We start from the raw sequence: 16,358 nt of genomic DNA, 5'->3' as shown, positions 1-16,358 counted from the left end.
ACCAAGGGCTGACGGAACACCGCGCAAGGCATGCGCCGGGTTGAATCCGCCACCCCATGGAAAGGAGACGACATGACCAAAGACAGCAAAGACAAGGAACCCGAGGAGCGTACGGACAGCAGGCTGTTCGAACCCTTCACACTGCGCGGCCTGAGGATGCGCAACCGCATCTGGCTGCCGCCGATGGACACGTATTCGGTGTACGCGCAGGACGGCAAGCCGACGCCGTTCCACTACCAGCATTACGTCTCGCGCGCGATCGGCGGGTTCGGCATGGTCATCGTCGAATCCACCGCGGTCAGTCCGGAAGGCCGCATCTCCCCGTGCGATGTCGGCCTGTGGAACGACGACCAGATCCAGGCATGGCGCTGGATCGTCGACGGGGCGAAGGCGACCGGGGCGCACATCGGCGTGCAGCTCAACCATGCCGGCCGCAAGGGCAATACGGGTAGCTTCTCGCTGGGCTATATCCACGAGAACGTGCCGCAGGACAAGGGCGGCTGGCAGACGGTCGCGCCGAGCCCCATCCCGTATGCGAAACTCGATACGCCGCGTGAGCTGGGCCGCGACGACATCCACGGGGTGGTCTCGCAGTTCCGTGACGCGGCGGCCCGGGCTGTCGCAGCCGGATTCGATATGGTTGAAATCCACGCCGCCCATGGCTATCTGCTTTCGGAGTTTTTGGATCCGCTGACCAACACGCGCGAGGACGAATACGGCGGCTCCCTGGAGAACCGTATGCGGATCGTCGTCGAGGTCGTGGACGCGGTCCGCGAAGTGCTGCCGGATTACATGCCGCTGGTCGTGCGCGTGTCCGCCACCGATTGGGCTGCCGGCGGCTGGGACCTGGTGCAGACCGAGGAACTGTCCCGCGTACTCAAGGAACATGGTGTGGACCTCATCGACGTGTCGACCGGCAGCATCATCCCGCATGTGAACGTACCGGTCAAGCCGGGCTGGCAGGTGCCGTTCGCCGCGGCGATCCGCAAGGAGGCGCAGATCCCCGTGAGCGCGGTCGGCCTGATCACCAAACCGAAGCAGGCGGAGAAGATCGTACGCAAAGACAAGGCGGATGTCGTGGAAATCGGCCGGGCGGCGCTGCGCGACCCGTACTGGCCATTGCGTGCGGCATACAAGCTTGGCGTGCCCGCCGACCAGGCACCCTACGCCGACCAGTACCGTCGCGGCGCCTTCCACTGACACCCGTCACGGCCGGCGAACCGGTCCCGGGGCGGGCGGCAGCCTGACACGCATGCCGAGCGCCCCGGGGGCTGTCGTGCTCACCTCTCTGAACCGGGAAACGGGACGGCCTGCACGGCAGACGTCCGCCTATAATCGGAATCATGAGTGTGCTACCATATCCACCCCCGCCGGAACCCGGCTGGTATGACGATGACACCACAGTGATGCCGCAGCAGGCCGCCGCAACTCAAGCCGCCATGGATGTTATGGGCGCCCCGGATGTCACAGCCGCCCCGGAGGCCGCGTCCGCCGAACAGACCGCTGATGCCGCTGATGCCGCGAATACCGCGGATCTCGCGGCGGAACCCCGGACGGCAAGCCAGGACGACGACGATATCGACTGGGAAGGCACCGTACTGTCTTCGGCTTTCACCGCACAGGCCCCGAAGCAGGAATACACGCTCTATAACGAGCAGACCGGCCAGCGCGTCATCGTGGACACGGGCGTGCTGTTGGGACGCAAGCCCTCACAGGACCTGCCCCAGGGCGTCAAGGCGGTCAAGCTGGAAGACCCGACCCGTACCATCTCCCGCAACCACGCGGCCATCAGCTTCGACAAGGACGGCGCGCTGTGGATCGAGGACTACGATTCGCTCAACGGCACGTACATCATCCGCGACGACACCGAAACCAAGGTGGAGCATGAGCGCATGAGGCTCGAAGCCCCATGCACCATCCGCATCGGCGACCAGTTCTTCTCGTTCGAACAGCGCTGACATCCAGACCGGCAAGACGGGAATCCGGCGGTCAGGAACACTGGCAGGAAACACTGAAGGGGGTGCCTCGAAACGCCGAGGCACCCCCTTCAATGTGTATCCGCGGCCTTACTGACGCGAACGGATGGCGGCGTTGATCGCCGAATCATTGAACTGGGCGAGCCACTGGAGCAGTTCCGGGTAGATATTCGGATTGCGGGCGAGCGCAGGGCGAAGCTCGGGCGCCTCGCCGGCGATGTGCGCCATGAGCATCTGGTCGGTCGTGGTCATCGCGAGTTGCGCGGTGTATCCGTTCGGCTGCGCCGCATCGGCGTTCGGGGCTTCAGGTGCCTCCTGCGTGGCCGTGGCCTGCTGGGCGACCTCCTGCTGTCCCTGGGTGTCGTCTGCCGGCTGGGACTGGAAGGAATCGGCTTCCTGCCAGGATTGTACCTGGGCGGCGTACTCGTCTGCCTGCGATGTGGCGGCTTCCGCCGGGGCGGCATCAGTGGCCGTATCAGCGGCGGTATCCGTGGCGGCGAATGCGGCGTGCCCGCTCTGGGGCTCATCCGCCTGGCTCGCACTGGCGGAAGCCGACGCCGGCTGGTCGTCCGCCGACAGTGCGGCAGCGTACTGTTCCGCGGGCTGTTCCGCCGCCGGTTCGGTGGCAGGTCGCTGCCGGATACCGGTCTGCGGGACCGGCCAGCCCATGGCCATGAGCTGCTGGCGGGCACGCTCGTCACCGAACTCGGCGACCCAGCGCTTCAACCCCGGGTACGCCCTGGGATTCGCGACGACATTCGCGCCGAACTCGGGGTTCTCATACGCGATCTTCGCGAGGAATACCGGATCGGCGTTCGGATCCTGCACCGCCGCGACCGCGGCATCGAAGTCAACCATGGTGTGCTCTCCTTATTGTCTTGCCTTCCATTATTTTAGCGACGACACGGCCCGAAGCGTGTGCAACGTGCCATCCAACGCGTCATCGATGTCCTCGTGCTCGCCGATCCTGCCGGCATGCCATCCGGCGTCCGGCGGATTCGCGGCATGCATGTCCACGACCAGGACGGAGATGTTGTCGCTGCCGCCCGCCTGCAACGCGGCGTCGACCAGCGCATCCGCCGCGGCCTGGGGGTCCGCATCCGCCGCGGCCAGTGCGGCGATCCGATCATGGCCGACCTGCGCGTGCAGGCCGTCGGAACAGATGATGAACCGGCCGGATGCGGGCGCGGCATACCAATCGGGGCGGATACCGTCAGGCGACCCGATGCACTGCGTGATGATATTGCGCGGGATACGCCGGCTTGCCTCCTCGGGCGTCATCGTCCCGGCGTCGACGGCGGCCTGGCGCTTCGAATGGTCGCGTGTGATGCACACCAGGGAGTCGGCCAGCCAGGCGCCGCCGCTGCCGGCCTCCATATGGTAGGTGCGTGAATCGCCCACATTGACGACATAGCAGCGCGTGTCCGCACTGCCGCCGTCCGGGCCGAGACGCGTCGGCAGGACCACACCGGTGACCGTGGTACCGGCGATTCCGCCCAGCTCCCCGCCCAACGCGAGGACATCATCCTGGGCCTGCCGCAGCGCGGCGCCGATATCGTCCAGCCCGCGTCGAGGTCGCTCGGCCAGCTGCGCCAGACGCCAGACGGCATCCGCGCTCGCGCGCTCACCGCCCTTGCCGCCGCCCATGCCGTCACATACGGCGTACACGCCGTTGCCGGCATAGAGATTGTCCTGGTTGGTTTTGCGTACCAGGCCGACATTCGTGTCCAGCCCGACCGTGACCGTGAGCAGGCTCATGAGTCCCTTCCTTTCCTGGTGCCGCCCCGGGCATGGAATACACCCGCAAGCGAGAGTCTGGCACGCCACCGGCGCAGCAGGGGCATGGATTTGAGCATGATGCCGCGCTCCTTGAGTACGTCGCGCCAGTACTGTTCCGCCTGGCCGGCGTCGACAGGCCGGCCGGAGAATGAGACATAGTCGGCTTGCCGGCCCAAGGTCCCGAGCACGCCGGAATCGAGCCCCATCTGGGTGGCGATGGCTTGCGCCTGCTCGCTTCTGGTGCCTCGGATATCGAGGCCGCTCTGCAACGCGAGCGCCGTGACGGCCTGCCATCCGGCGGCGACCCGTTGCGAAGCGCTGCCATGCCGGCGCGAACGCGTCAGCGCGACCGCCTTGATGGCCAGCAGCAGCGCCACGACGATGAGCAGCACCCACAGCGGGCTGCCGTAGATGGCGACCGCCCGGATGATGCGCACGGCGCGCTGCCAGGACGCGTTGCGCGGAGGTTCATCGGCCATGCTGCCGCCGATCGACGACTTGCTGGTGGCCTGGTTGTCATCGCGCAGGGGGTCGGTGAGCGGGACCGGGGGCTGGCGTACCAGGGTCTTGGGGTTCGGGGGCGTCAGGTTCTGGTTCTCGTCAGGGACCTTCGTTTCCTTGGGCGTCGGGTAGAACGCCACCCAGCCGTAGCCGTCGAGCCTGATCTCCACCCATGCGGTCACATCGTTGCCGGTGAATTCGGTGACCGTCCGTCCGCCGTGCTTCCTGGTGCGGCTGTCGCTGATATCGCCCTCGTCGTTCTTCGGCACGAAACCCAGCACGACGCGGCTCGGCAGCCCGAGGCTACGGGCCATGAGCGCCATCGCGGAGGCATACTGCTCGCTGTCGCCGACCATGGCGGAGCCGGCGAGCAGCTGGTCGATACGATAGTTGCCGTGGCCGGCGTTCGAGGGGTAGTCGCCGCTCAGGCCGTGCGAGAACCATCCGGTCTCCTTGAGCTTGTCCGCAAGGGCCTGTGCCGCCTCGCCGCCGCCCGCCTGTCCGCCGGCGATGGCGGTGGCGAGCTTGTCCACGCTGTCGGGCACGTCCTCGGCCTTGGGCTGGCTGATCCGGGAGGCGGCCGCTTTGGCGATCTCCTTGTCGGTCGGGGTGTCCGGGATTACGCCGGTTTCCGTATACGACAGGCCTGCGCGCGTGCGGGCGGGGTAGATGGAGGACATGGTGTCGGTGTTGTAGTAGAACGAGTCGGCGTCCGACGCCTTGGAGAAGGTCACGCTGGATGCCGCACCGGCCAGCGGCAGCCAGTAATCGTCCAACCCGTCGTCCACGGTGAAGGCGGCGGTGAACCGCTTGCCTTGCGCGGTATTGCGGATGCTCGTGCCGACACGGCGGTAGCTGGAGGAGTCCGCCGCCATCGCCGTATCGGACAGGTTCCACACGTTGCCGTCGAAACGGTCCATCACGGCGAGCCGCACCGTGGACCCGGCGGGCAGGTCGGTGACCGTCAGCAGCACGTCGTCCTTGTGGTTCTTGATGTAGGAGCGCATGCCGCTCAACGGGCTCGAATACTCGTAGGGGCTCAGCGGCGGCTCGTAATGGTCGCGCAGGATCGTACGATGCTGCCCGACCATGAGGCACCCGCCGACCGCCAGCGAGGCGGCCAGCAGCATGATGATCGCCGTGCTGAGCCACCGGCCCAACTCCAGCAGGTTCCAGCGCGCCCCGATCCACACCACCAGGACGATGGCGGTGACGGTCCCTACGGCGATACGCTGGAAACCGGTCTGGGAGCCGAGCAGCGCGCAGACGGCGAGATCCGCCGCCACGGGGATGACGGCGAGCATGGTCAGCCGCCCGTCGCGCGCCACGGCGACGATGCCGGTCAGCAGCGCCGCCCACAGGCAGATCGTCCACACGGCCAGCAGCGACCCGTCGCCCGTGCCGGTCGGCGGATCGACCGCCAGAAGGTACTTGAATGAGCCGAGCATGCGCGTCCACCCCTGCCTGAGCGTGCGTACCGTGGGGATGACATGCGCGATGGTGGTGTCGTTGAGGATAAGCACGGGCCCGACCACCAGCTGGGCGAGCGCCATGAACAGGATCTGCCACCATAGGCGCAGCGCGGGGATGAGCCCGGCGAACGCGATGAGCGAGCCGATCAGGGTCGCGGGAATCGCGGCTGCCGCCCATAACAGCGCGGAGCCGTACACGTCGATGAGGTTGCTTGCGGCGAGCAGGGTCAGTACGGCGGCGACCAGCAGGCTCGCGGCCTGTGCGGCATGGGGCCGGCGGGCGGATGGCAGGGGCGGTTTGCCGGTGTCCCGTGATATCCAGATCGCCGAATGCGTGGCATCCGCCCACGTGCCGGTTTCGGTCGAGGTCGAGGTGACGGTCGAGGTCACGCCCAACCCCGTAGTACCGGTGAAGTCGGCGTCGGCGGTATTCATGTCGGTGCTCATGCCAGTACCCCCATGATGATCGGCAGGTCGGTGAGGTCTCCCACGGTGGCCAGCGTGAACCCGGCATACCGTGTGATGCCGCGCGGCTGGCCGGGCGCGGTCTGCAACACCACGCAGGTCGCGCTGGCAGGCAGGGCCAGGGTCATGCGCTTGATGACGTCGATGGGCTTGAGACCGCCTACGGTGAAGAAATAGAAGGTCGCGTCAGGCGCGTGGACGAGCGTGCCCTGCGAAAGATTGGGATTGTCGTCGATATCGGGGGTGATGGCGCTGCACCCGTCAAGGAACTCGGTGGCATGCCGTGGCGTGGTGTGCATGATGCCGGCGTGGGCGGTGACCGGCCGGCCCTGCTGCAGGCATTGCACGCCGATGGACGCGTGGACGGACACGGCGAGCTCGAATTCCCCGGCGTCTCGGTAATCGTTGGGGTCGACGCCGATGGTCAGGGCGGTGTCGGTACGCCGGGTGGCCTCATATTGGCGGATCATGAGCGAACCGGTTTTCGCGGAGCTCAGCCAATGCACGTTGCGCACGTCATCGCCGGGCTCGTATTCGCGAAGGCCATAGAAATCGAGGTCGTCATCGACGATCTCGCCGCTCGGCTGCCCCTCCAGGTCGCGGGGGATGCCGGCGTTCAGGGTGTCGAGCATCACGGTGCGCGGGTGGATGAACACGTCGATATGCTCGGCGAGCCGCCGTTCACGCCTGATCAGGCCGAACGGGTCGCCCTTGCGGATGGACAGGGGGCCGACAGGCAGGACACCCCTTGCGACAGCGGTGAATTGCACACTGGTATGGCGTGACTGGCCGGCGGCGAGGATCGGGATGGTGAACCGCTCATGATGCCCGCCGATCGGCAGGTCGCCACGCGCCGAGGCGGTCGGCGTACGGCCGGGATTGTCCACATTCACATCGACATCCACGGTATCCGACACGGCGACCCTCCTGCGGGACACGGCGATTGAGGCCTTGAACGCGGTGTTGCCCAGCGACATCGCGATTGCGCAGACCACCATGGTCGCGAACACCACCACCATGGCGAGCAGCTCATGCCATCCCAGCCGGGCGAACGCCACACCCGAGGCGATGGCGAGAACGATGACGAGCCAACCGAGCGGGGACACGGTCGACGTGACCAGCCGCCCGGCCCGGCGCCCGATGCGGCGTAGGGAGCGTTGGAACGCCCCCGTACGCCGTGTTGTGTGCAATTGCCGCATTCCTTGACCTTTCCGGTTGTGTATGCGTGTGCCCTGCCGGCACGGTTCAGGCGTTGGCGCCCAGGGTCGGGGCGGGAACGTCGTCGAGAATCTGCCCGATCGCCTGCTCGGGGGTCGCCCCCGCGAACGTGGATTCGGCGGTGAGCGTGATGCGGTGCGCGAGCACCACCACGGCGAGGCCTTTCACATCATCCGGCACCACGTACCCGCGGTTGTCGGAGGCCGCCCACACGCGCGCGCAACGGGCGAGCGCCAGCGCGCCTCGCATGGAGGACCCGACCTGGATGCGCTCGTTGTGACGGGTCGCCTCCACCAGACGCACGATGTATTCGAGGATGGCATCGTCAAGATGCACGCGCTCGCTGATGCGACGCATGCGCAGCACGTCGTCGCCGGTGAGTACCGGATGCACGGTGGCGGCACGGTCGGTGACGTTGACCTGCCTGAGGATATCGACGCTCGCCTCGTGGCTCGGGTAGCCGATGGCCGTCTTGATGAGGAAGCGGTCCATCTGCGCTTCGGGCAGCTTGTACGTGCCGAGCTGCTCGATGGGGTTCTGGGTGGCGATGACCATGAACGGCTGCGGTACCGGGTGGGTGACGCCGTCGACGGTGACGTTCTGCTCTTCCATGACCTCGAGCAGCGCCGACTGTGTTTTCGGCGAGGCGCGGTTGATCTCGTCGGCCAGCACGATGGACGCGAAGATCGGGCCTTCACGGTATTCGAACTCGCCGCGCTTCTGGTCGTAGTAGGTGACGCCGACCACGTCGGACGGCAGCAGGTCCGGCGTGAACTGGATGCGCTTGAACGGCATGTCGATCGAGTTGGCCAGGCCTCGGGCCAGCTGGGTTTTTCCTGTTCCGGGGTTGTCTTCGAGCAGGATATGCCCGCCGACCACCAGGGCGGTGGCACACTGGCGGATCGGCGTCTCCTTGCCGACCACCACCTGGGAGACGTTGTCGACGAGCCTGGAGAACATGCCATGGAATTCGGTGATGTCCGCAGGCGGCGCGGACATCAGGCCGGCGGCGGCCGGACGCGGGCGTACGGGCTGTGCGGGTTGCGGCTGTGAGGAGTGCGCTGTAGCCGCGGGCGCTGCCGGGCGCGTGGTGGCGTGCGTGCCCAGCAGCGTGCTTTCCGCATCGTCATCCGGCCCATGCCCGGGCAGTGACGGCTGCCCGCCGAGTGTCGGGATGGCCGGCTGCCGCGGCACGTGCGGCTGCGCTGGTATGCGCGGCTGCTGCGGCATGTGGCCGAGGGAACCCAACTGGGTTGCGTCGCTGTTGTCAGTGCTCATGGGGTGCTCCTTGCTGTCGGGTTGTCATTGCTGCGATGGTACGGGTTCCGCCCCACGCCGTGGGCCCTGCCTGCATGCGCGGGAACAGGGCGTCCTGGCGGCGTGGGAACGGCACGGTGATCGAAGCGGCGTTCGCGCTCTTCTTCGTGGCCGCGCCGGTACCGGTACTTGGGCTCGGGTCGGGCTTCGGCGTGGGCGTGCGATACCGGTCCCTGTCCAGCAGCCGCCCGCCGTCGGCCTCGCAGCTCAACGCCGGGTCGGTGCCTGTCACCTTCACCTTCCACGTGTAGTCGGCCCCCGCCGGCAGCAGGTCCTTGACGTCCAGCGAATGCGTACCGGGCGTCCACGTGACATCGTGCGACTTGCCGTTGGCGCTGAACGTAATCGCGACGGTCCCGGACTGGCCGTACATGGTCACCGCGCCGCCGTCCACATCGATGATGTTCGCGTCCTTCGCGTTCCAGCGCAGGACCGGTACGCTGACCGCCGCCTGCTGTTTGTTCACGTACGGCTGGGCCATGGCGTCGGTGACCGCCTCGCTCGCCGCGCCGTTGAACATCTGCGCGACACTGCCCGCGGTGCATGACTGCCATGGGGCGAGCCGGAAGTCGTACGCGTGCTCTGAGGCCTGCGCCACGTAGGGGACGAAGCCGGCCGCCTGTACGGTGAACCCGTCGGCGTGGCCGCGCCTGACCCATTCGACCTTGCACGTGTCCCCCTTGCCGGTGACCTTGACCGAGGCCGGCGTCTCCACCGTGTAATGCGGCGTGAACGTCACGGTGGCCGGGTCGCTGCGCGTCGCCTTGGTGCCGACGACCGTCGCATGGACGGTATATTGCCTGGTGTTCAGGTCACGTTCCGCAATGTCGAAGGTCTTCGACCCGGAGCATGCGACGGTCAGGTCCAGGTCGCCGGACAGTTCGATGGCCTTGCACCCGGCGTTGCGGGTGTTGCCGACCGATTCGACGGTGACCGTTCCCACGGTGTCATCGTTCGTCAGGGTGATGTGCGGGGCGTCGGGTTTGCCCCAGGGTTTCGCGTCGCCGGACTCCTTGGACGGCTGGCTCCAGTTCACCTTGTTGTGCGCCTGGACGCTCGCCTTGTAGGAGACGCCGTCGATGATGGCGTTGTCGTCGAAGGTGAACGTGGCGCTGGTGCCGGTCGTCTCCTGGGGGGCGGGCGCGTTCGTGCCGCTCAGCGTGACACGGTAGCCGTCGACCGAGGAGAAGTTGCCGCTCGGTGCCTTCCACGTGACGGTGATGGAACGCTCCCCGCCCTCGATGCCCACGTCGGTCGGCGCGTCCGGCAGCTTGTCCGGCGTGCCGTCCACGGCGTTGGATTCCTTGGACCAGCCGACCTCGTTCCTGGCCTGCACCCTGAACGTGTAGGTCTTGCCGTTGCTCAGCCCGTCAATCGTGCATGAGGTAGCAGCCCCGCATGAGCGTTCGCCGGAGCCTGCGCCGCTCCAGGTGACCTTGTATTCGGTGATCGGGCTGCCGTTGGCCGCCCCCGCGGTCCAGCTCAGGTCGATCCTGCCGTCCTGCGGCTTGGTGGACACGGCCGACAGCAGCGGCGCGTCGGGCTTGTCGCTCACGGAGACGTTGATGGTGCCGGTCGTCTCACGTTCCCGCGTCTGGGTGGCGTCACGCACAGTGACGACCACGGTGTTGCTGCTCGCGCCGATATCGGAGGCCGCCGTGATGGAGACCACGCCGCTGGACGGGCAGGACACGGTGAATTTCGCGCTCTTGTCCGCCGTGCAGCCGGTGACGGCCAGTGCAGTGTCCGGGAACGGGTTGTACGCGTCAGACAGGATGTTCACCTGTTCGGTGGAGCCGGCCTTGATCTTCACGCTCTTGCCGGCCACGCGCGCCAGCGGCCTGTTGGATGCGGTGACGCGCACCGTCACGCCGGCGTTCACCGTGCCTTTCGCGTAGGTGATGTTCACCGGCACGCTCACCGTGGTGCCCGGGGCGGTGGTCTTGGCCGCCGACACGGTCAGCTTGCCCGCGGCACCCACCTTGGCCTCGATGCCGCCGGCGCTCGTCCCGCCCGAATACGTGTACTGCTTCTCGTCGTCGTACAGGCCGGAGGACGAATGGGTCAGCGCCGTCAGATCGATGGTGGTGGCGCTTTCCCCGGCTGCTACGTCGATGGTGGGGGAGGAGAACGTCGGGGCGGGCACGTCACGGCCGATCACGGTGATCGGCAGCGTGAGCACCGCGGAATTGACGATTTTCACGGTATCGTCCTTGCCGCGTTTGCCGTCCGTCGCGGTGAAGGTGATGGAGGCCGGGCCCGCGTAATCCTTCGGGGCGGTGAACTGCAACGTCTGGTCGTTGACATACAGGTCGCTGTTCGCGGCCTTGGTGGCGCTCACCGAATCGGCGCCGTCCACATAGGCGGTCTTGCCCGCCCCCACGCGCACATAATCGGCGATGTTGATGGTGATGGTCTCACGCGCGTTGACTTTCAACGCCGGGGCTTTCGGGCGCAACGTCGGCGGGAAGACGCCGTACGCCGGCACTTGGATGAACGCGGTGGACGTGATGCCGTACGTCGTGTTCGTCACGGTGTACGGCACGGCACGCGCCTCATCGGTCAGGTCCACGGTGATGGTCGTGGAACCCTTGCCGCCCTTGACGTGCGCATGGTCGGCGGCGGAAGGGTCCACGCCCACGCTCAGCTCGTCGGCCGTGCCCGAAGGGTTGGCGATCCACTGCGAGACATCCACGTCCACGGACTTCCTGTCGATGGTCGCGGCGGCGGGCACGCGGTAATCGTAGGCGGTCGGCGGGTCGATGGGCGCGTTCGCGTCGACGTTCACCGTCAAGGTCGCGGTATCGGACAGGCCGGCCTTGTTCTTCACGGTGTACACCGCGTAATACGTGCCCGGCTGTCTGGGGGTGGTGAACGAAAGCATGTTGTCGTTCACCGTGATGCCGGCGATGCCCTGCGATTCCACGTGGTCGGCGACGGTCAGGTCCGTGCTGTCGCCGGAGATGTCGTTTTGCGCCACCGGCACGGTGGTCGCCGTATCCGGGCGCAGCGTGACCTCGTCGTCGCGCGCGTAGACGCCGGAATCGGTGCCTGAGGAGAAGACGCCGACACGTACCTGCGCGGTCGCCCGCTGCCCGGTCCAATCCTCCACGGCGTAGGAGAAGGTGTCGGTGCCCGAGGAATCCGCGTACGCCTCGTACACCAGGTACGTGGCGCCCACCTCGGTGATGCGCCCGAGTTTCGGCGCCTTGTTGCCCAGACCGAGCAGCTGCACGTCATCGCCGTCCGGGTCGATGCCGGTGAGGGTGACCGGGATCCGGACCTTCTGCCCGGCCGCGACCTGCGCCTCGACGTCGGATGGTGTCGGGGCCGCCTTGTTGGACGCGTCCTTCTCATGCACGTTGATGGTGATCGTGGCGGACGCCGCGTTGCCGAGGTTGTCTTTCACTGTGTAGGTGATGGGGAAGGAACCGGTCTGCTTGGAGGCCTGATAGCGCACGGTATTGCCGGAGACGAACACCAGGCCCTTGAACGTGTCCTTGTCGACCTCAAGATTGTTCTGCAGCTTCACCGTGGTGCCGTCGGAGTAGGTGACGTGGTCGAGCACATCCACCGACACGATGCCGCCGGTGCGCACCTGCGCGGTGATATTGCCCGCTTTCGGCACGGAGTTCGAACTGGTCAGCGCCGGCGGCTGCAAGGTGATCACGCCGGTCGACGACCCGGCCGCGTTGGCCACGGTGTAGGTGAGCTGCACCGGTTGGGTCGGCACACGCCGGGCGGTGATGTAGACCCGCTTGTTGCTGACGATGCCCGTCTTGATGCCGTTTTGCGAGTCCGCGGCGACGCTGGTCACCGACAGTACGCCGCCGAGCGGGTCGACGTCGTTGGCGAGCGGTTCGACGATCGCGGTATTGTCCGCGCCGAGGAGCGCGACATCGTTCGCGGCGACCGGCTTGGCGGCATCCCCCGTGACGGCCTGCACTTCCACCCGCACCAGGCCGGTGGCCGGGATGGACCCCTGCGTGATGGTGTACGGCACGTAGTAGGTGCCCGGATTGCTTGCGCTGAACGTGATCGACATGTCGGTCGCGTTCATGGTGGCGGACACGCCGGTGGGTGATTCCACCGCGGTCAGCTGCGCGGGCTCGACCGACGTACCGTGGACATACTGGCTGAGCGCGATGGTGGTACGCGTGTCGGGCGTGGTCTGCCTGACCACCGGGTCGATGGTGGCGGCGAGGGTGTTCGCCGGCTTCACGGAGAAGTAGATCATCCCGGTGCCGATCTGCTGGCCGTCGGATACGGTGACCTCGATGCCGGCACGCCCCGATGGCATCGAACCGGCGTTGAAGACGAGCTGGCCGTCGGCGCGCGTGGACACGGTCACCTGGTCGGTGTTCTGCGGGGCAGCCGACACCAGGGTCAGGGGGTCGCCGTCAGGGTCGCGGAAGCTTCCCAACGCGTTGACCGTGGTCGACGCCCCCTGCTCGACATCGACCTCGGGGGGCGTGTCGATCTGCAGCGGTGCACGGTTGGCCCCCGCGGTCAGGTCGAGCGACACGTTGGCGCTCGAGGTCTGCCCGCGCCCATCGGAGATCTCGTAGCTGAAGGTCACGGTCCCGGCCGCGGCGCCCGAGGCGTCAAGCTGAAGATACCGGCCGTCGTAAATCGGGGAGACCGTGATATCGGCGCCGTCCGGCGCGCTGACCGAATCGATGCGCAGCACCGAGCAGTCGGTCTGCTCGTCGTTGCGCAGCACGTCAAGGATCTGCTGTGATCCGGTGCGTGCGCCGAACGCATCATCCTGCGCCTTGATCTGCCCGGACTGCGAGGAGCAGGACTTGCTGAAATGCTGCTGGTTGTTGGCGCTGTCGTTGTTCTGCTCCTGCTGCCTGGACTGCTTGGTGTCCACCTTGTTCCACTGGATCTTGATGACTTTCGTGGATTCCCGCGGGTTCCAGACATTGCCGTTGATGACGTCGTTGAGGACGACCAGACGGTGGTTGGTGCGGAACACCAGCTGCGAGGTGGGGTTGACCGCCTGCAGCGACGTGAACTTCGCGCCGGAGCCGTCCGCATCGCACACCGTGACGTAGTTGTTGGCCCGCTGCGCCCACGCCGCGAACACGCATCCGCCGGTCGACACCGGCTGTGCGGCGTCACCCTTGCCGGAGTTCGGCAAGGGTACGGCCTTCTTGCTGCGCAGGTCGATGATGCTGATGCCGCGCGGCGTCGAGACCGCCACCCAGCCCTGCTGCCTGCCGTCGGTGGACGGGGCTTGCAGCGTCGCCCTGCCCGCCAGCCCGATATCGGCGCTGCCTGACGGCCAGAACACCTTGCCGCCGCCTGCCACCACCGGCGTATCGTCCACCACGGTGAACGATTCCGCGTTTGCCGCGCCCTCGATGACAGCCACCTTGCCGGGCGTGTCCTGCGGGCCGTCCATGCCTAGCACCGTGTGGTCGGACGCGCGATACCCGTACACCGTGCCGTCATGGGCCACCGCGATCGCACCGCCAGCCCCGAGCTTCATCTTCGGGCTGTCGGCGGCGGGGCTCATGGATTTCACGTCCGAGGCCGACCCCACCCACACGTTGCCGGTCCTGGTGTCGAACAGTGCCGCCGTGGAGCCCCCGACAACGGTCTCGATATCGGACGTGATGGTCGTGTTGCCGCTCTCACTGACCGTGGAAGCCGCGATATTGCTGGCTTTCGTGCCTTCGGACAGCACGGTGTCGCCGTCATGCTGGGCGATGTCGAAGCGCGCGGCCTTCGAGGCGACGCCGGCGTCGGCGTCCTTGTTCTTCACATTGAAGCGCGCGGCCTTATGGTCCTTGAGCGAGGTGACCCATACCGTGCCGTCATCAAGCTGCACGTGCGGCTGCGTCACCGAACTGACGATGATCGACCCCGCGACAATCCCCAACAGCAGGACCAGCATGACCACTGGCATGACCCACGTGCGCCCGCCGGCTGCCGCCATCCGGCGTATCGCCCCGAAACGCGGCCGGCGTCCCGGCGTATGCGCCGGCTGCCGCCCCATGGTGCTGCTCTTGCTCATCGGCTGGCCCTTTCCCTCAAACATGTGCTGAAACGCTGGCTTTCCGCTCGTATCTGGCTGTCATGGCTGTCATGGCCTAGTGACGCACGCGATCGCGGGAGTGTCGGACATCTGCCGGTTCTTGCGGACCAGACTCACCTGGATGCAGGTCTGCGCGCCATCCGAGGCGTCGACCTCGACGCTCGTGGACTCCGTGACCGCGCCGGTACCTTGCGCGGCCGCCGAACCGGACGCATCGCCGACCGGTGACCACGCGTACGCGTCACCGTCCTGCGGCGACGGATTCGTCCATGTGAACGTCACCGTATCCCCCGAGGCGGCATACGTGCCGGTCAGATGCTCGACACTGGGGACGCTACCGGAGGTGATCGCCGAATCCGGGCTGTCACCATGCCGCGTGGAAGCGCCGCCGGCCCCCGAACCGCTCACCTGCACCCTGGTGCCGTTGGACGCGGCATCCATATGCGGCGCCACCACGGTGGCAAACACCACCGCAAGCGCCGCGATCGCAGCCGCCGCCGCGAGCGCGACAGCCAGCGGCCTCGTCCACGACGGCCGGGCTTGCGGCTCTACGGCAGGCCTAGATACGGCAGCCGGCTGCCGCAGCAGGTCCGGCGGGAAATCAGGCACGCCTTCGACCGTGGTCCTGGTGGTGTGCCCGTACACCTCGCGCTGCACGCGCTGCATGGCGCGCGCGAATTCCAGCGCGGAATAATACCGGTCCCCGGGCGTCCGGCTCAACGCCTTGCGCAGCACCCGCTCCACCGGCGCGGGAATGCCGGGGCAATCGAACGCCGGCAACGGCTTATCCAGCACAATCGCCTGCAGCCGCTTCGCCCGGTGGGCCCCACGCAGATCGCCCAACAGGTCGGCATACGCGTACTCGTACGGTGACCTGCCCGTCACCAGCGCGAACAGCGTCGCCCCCAGCGAATAGATGTCGGACGATTCATTGCCGCCACCGCTGCGGGCAAGCACCTCCGGCGGCGCCCAGGCGATCGTGAACCCTACGCCAGGGCCTGCGTAGACCGACCCGGCGATGCCGAAATCCGCCAGCAACGGCATATGCTGCGCGTTGATCAGAATATTGCTCGGCTTGATATCACGGTGGACGATGCCCTTGCGGTGCGCGGTGAACAGTGCGCTCGCCAGATCGATGCCGACCGTGAGCATCTGGTCCGCGTCGAGCCGGTCATGGTCGAGAAACGTCTTGAAATTGCCGCCCGGAGCGTATTCGAACACGGTGTAGCCATGGCCGTCGGAGGTCACCCCGCTGTCGAACACGGAAAGGATGTACGGGTGCGCCGAAACCTGGCCCATGAAATTCGCCTCGGTACGGAAACTGGCGGCCGCCCGCGGGTCGAGTGTCCTCTTGCTGATCTTGATGGCCACCTGCCGGGTGGGGGAGTGCTGCTGGTAGAGGTACACGTCGGCTTCGGATCCGGCGCCCAGCCGTGTGATGGGCGTATACCCGGGGATATGGGCTGGGGCATGGGGTTGCATCGCCGGTCCCTCCTTGACTCTCCCTGACTCTATCTACTGTCCTCGCCGATCGGTGCCATGCTCGGCGGTCCCGTCTCGGGCGGTTTCGCGTCGGCGCCGTCG

9 protein-coding genes are annotated in these 16,358 nt (G+C 66.9%); 2 read left to right on the top strand and 7 right to left on the bottom strand.

The genetic code is table 11. The annotated features are described in order from the left end of the window. Positions 1-72: 72 nt before the first annotated feature. Both WD012_RS02655 and WD012_RS02650 read left to right on the top strand, forming a co-directional pair. Positions 73-1,200, top strand: a complete 1,128-nt coding sequence (locus WD012_RS02655) for an NADH:flavin oxidoreductase/NADH oxidase (protein WP_339562236.1) — start codon at positions 73-75, stop codon at positions 1,198-1,200. 143 nt (positions 1,201-1,343) lie between these two features. Further along, the gene (locus tag WD012_RS02650) at positions 1,344-1,958 is read left to right on the top strand and encodes an FHA domain-containing protein (RefSeq protein WP_339562235.1); all 615 of its coding nucleotides are present in this window, start codon (positions 1,344-1,346) and stop codon (positions 1,956-1,958) included. Positions 1,959-2,066: 108 nt separating this feature from the next. Here the strand turns inward: WD012_RS02650 and WD012_RS02645 are convergent, their stop codons facing one another. The 7 genes from WD012_RS02645 to WD012_RS02615 form a co-directional block, all read right to left on the bottom strand. Beyond that, positions 2,067-2,834 (bottom strand): variant leucine-rich repeat-containing protein, encoded by a 768-nt coding sequence (locus WD012_RS02645; protein WP_339562234.1) that lies wholly within the window; start codon positions 2,832-2,834, stop codon positions 2,067-2,069. Positions 2,835-2,864: 30 nt separating this feature from the next. Continuing rightward, the gene (locus tag WD012_RS02640; RefSeq protein WP_339562233.1) at positions 2,865-3,734 is read right to left on the bottom strand and encodes a PP2C family protein-serine/threonine phosphatase; all 870 of its coding nucleotides are present in this window, start codon (positions 3,732-3,734) and stop codon (positions 2,865-2,867) included. Next, positions 3,731-6,175 carry a transglutaminase TgpA family protein gene (locus WD012_RS02635; protein WP_339562232.1) on the bottom strand — a complete coding sequence of 815 codons (2,445 nt, stop codon included), beginning with the start codon at positions 6,173-6,175 and terminating at the stop codon, positions 3,731-3,733. The genes WD012_RS02640 and WD012_RS02635 overlap by 4 nt, the downstream gene beginning before the upstream one ends. Next, positions 6,172-7,392, bottom strand: a complete 1,221-nt coding sequence (locus WD012_RS02630) for a DUF58 domain-containing protein (RefSeq protein ID WP_339562231.1) — start codon at positions 7,390-7,392, stop codon at positions 6,172-6,174. Before WD012_RS02630 ends, WD012_RS02635 begins: the two co-directional genes overlap by 4 nt. A gap of 46 nt (positions 7,393-7,438) precedes the next feature. Further along, positions 7,439-8,689 carry an AAA family ATPase gene (locus WD012_RS02625; protein WP_339562230.1) on the bottom strand — a complete coding sequence of 417 codons (1,251 nt, stop codon included), beginning with the start codon at positions 8,687-8,689 and terminating at the stop codon, positions 7,439-7,441. Further along, a complete protein-coding gene (locus WD012_RS02620; RefSeq protein ID WP_422614346.1) occupies positions 8,679-14,735 on the bottom strand; it encodes an Ig-like domain-containing protein in 6,057 nt (2,018 codons plus the stop codon). Before WD012_RS02620 ends, WD012_RS02625 begins: the two co-directional genes overlap by 11 nt. An 87-nt stretch (positions 14,736-14,822) precedes the next feature. Continuing rightward, positions 14,823-16,256 (bottom strand): serine/threonine-protein kinase, encoded by a 1,434-nt coding sequence (locus tag WD012_RS02615; protein WP_339562229.1) that lies wholly within the window; start codon positions 16,254-16,256, stop codon positions 14,823-14,825. Positions 16,257-16,358: the final 102 nt, after the last annotated feature.

It is taken from the genome of Bifidobacterium thermophilum, assembly GCF_037482445.1.
Taxonomy (GTDB): domain Bacteria; phylum Actinomycetota; class Actinomycetes; order Actinomycetales; family Bifidobacteriaceae; genus Bifidobacterium; species Bifidobacterium thermophilum_B.
The sequence above is the reverse complement of the archived record's forward strand: the minus strand, read 5'-3'. Positions and strand labels throughout refer to the sequence as shown.

Excerpts from the sequence above, each read along its gene's own strand:
- WD012_RS02640 (WP_339562233.1), bottom strand. The coding sequence starts at position 3,734 with ATGAGCCTGCTCACGGTCACGGTCGGGCTGGACACGAATGTCGGCCTG.
- WD012_RS02615 (WP_339562229.1), bottom strand. The coding sequence starts at position 16,256 with ATGCAACCCCATGCCCCAGCCCATATCCCCGGGTATACGCCCATCACA.
- WD012_RS02625 (WP_339562230.1), bottom strand. The coding sequence starts at position 8,689 with ATGAGCACTGACAACAGCGACGCAACCCAGTTGGGTTCCCTCGGCCAC.
- WD012_RS02650 (WP_339562235.1), top strand. The coding sequence starts at position 1,344 with ATGAGTGTGCTACCATATCCACCCCCGCCGGAACCCGGCTGGTATGAC.
- WD012_RS02630 (WP_339562231.1), bottom strand. The coding sequence starts at position 7,392 with ATGCGGCAATTGCACACAACACGGCGTACGGGGGCGTTCCAACGCTCC.
- WD012_RS02655 (WP_339562236.1), top strand. The coding sequence starts at position 73 with ATGACCAAAGACAGCAAAGACAAGGAACCCGAGGAGCGTACGGACAGC.
- WD012_RS02645 (WP_339562234.1), bottom strand. The coding sequence starts at position 2,834 with ATGGTTGACTTCGATGCCGCGGTCGCGGCGGTGCAGGATCCGAACGCC.
- WD012_RS02620 (WP_422614346.1), bottom strand. The coding sequence starts at position 14,735 with ATGGGGCGGCAGCCGGCGCATACGCCGGGACGCCGGCCGCGTTTCGGG.
- WD012_RS02635 (WP_339562232.1), bottom strand. The coding sequence starts at position 6,175 with ATGAGCACCGACATGAATACCGCCGACGCCGACTTCACCGGTACTACG.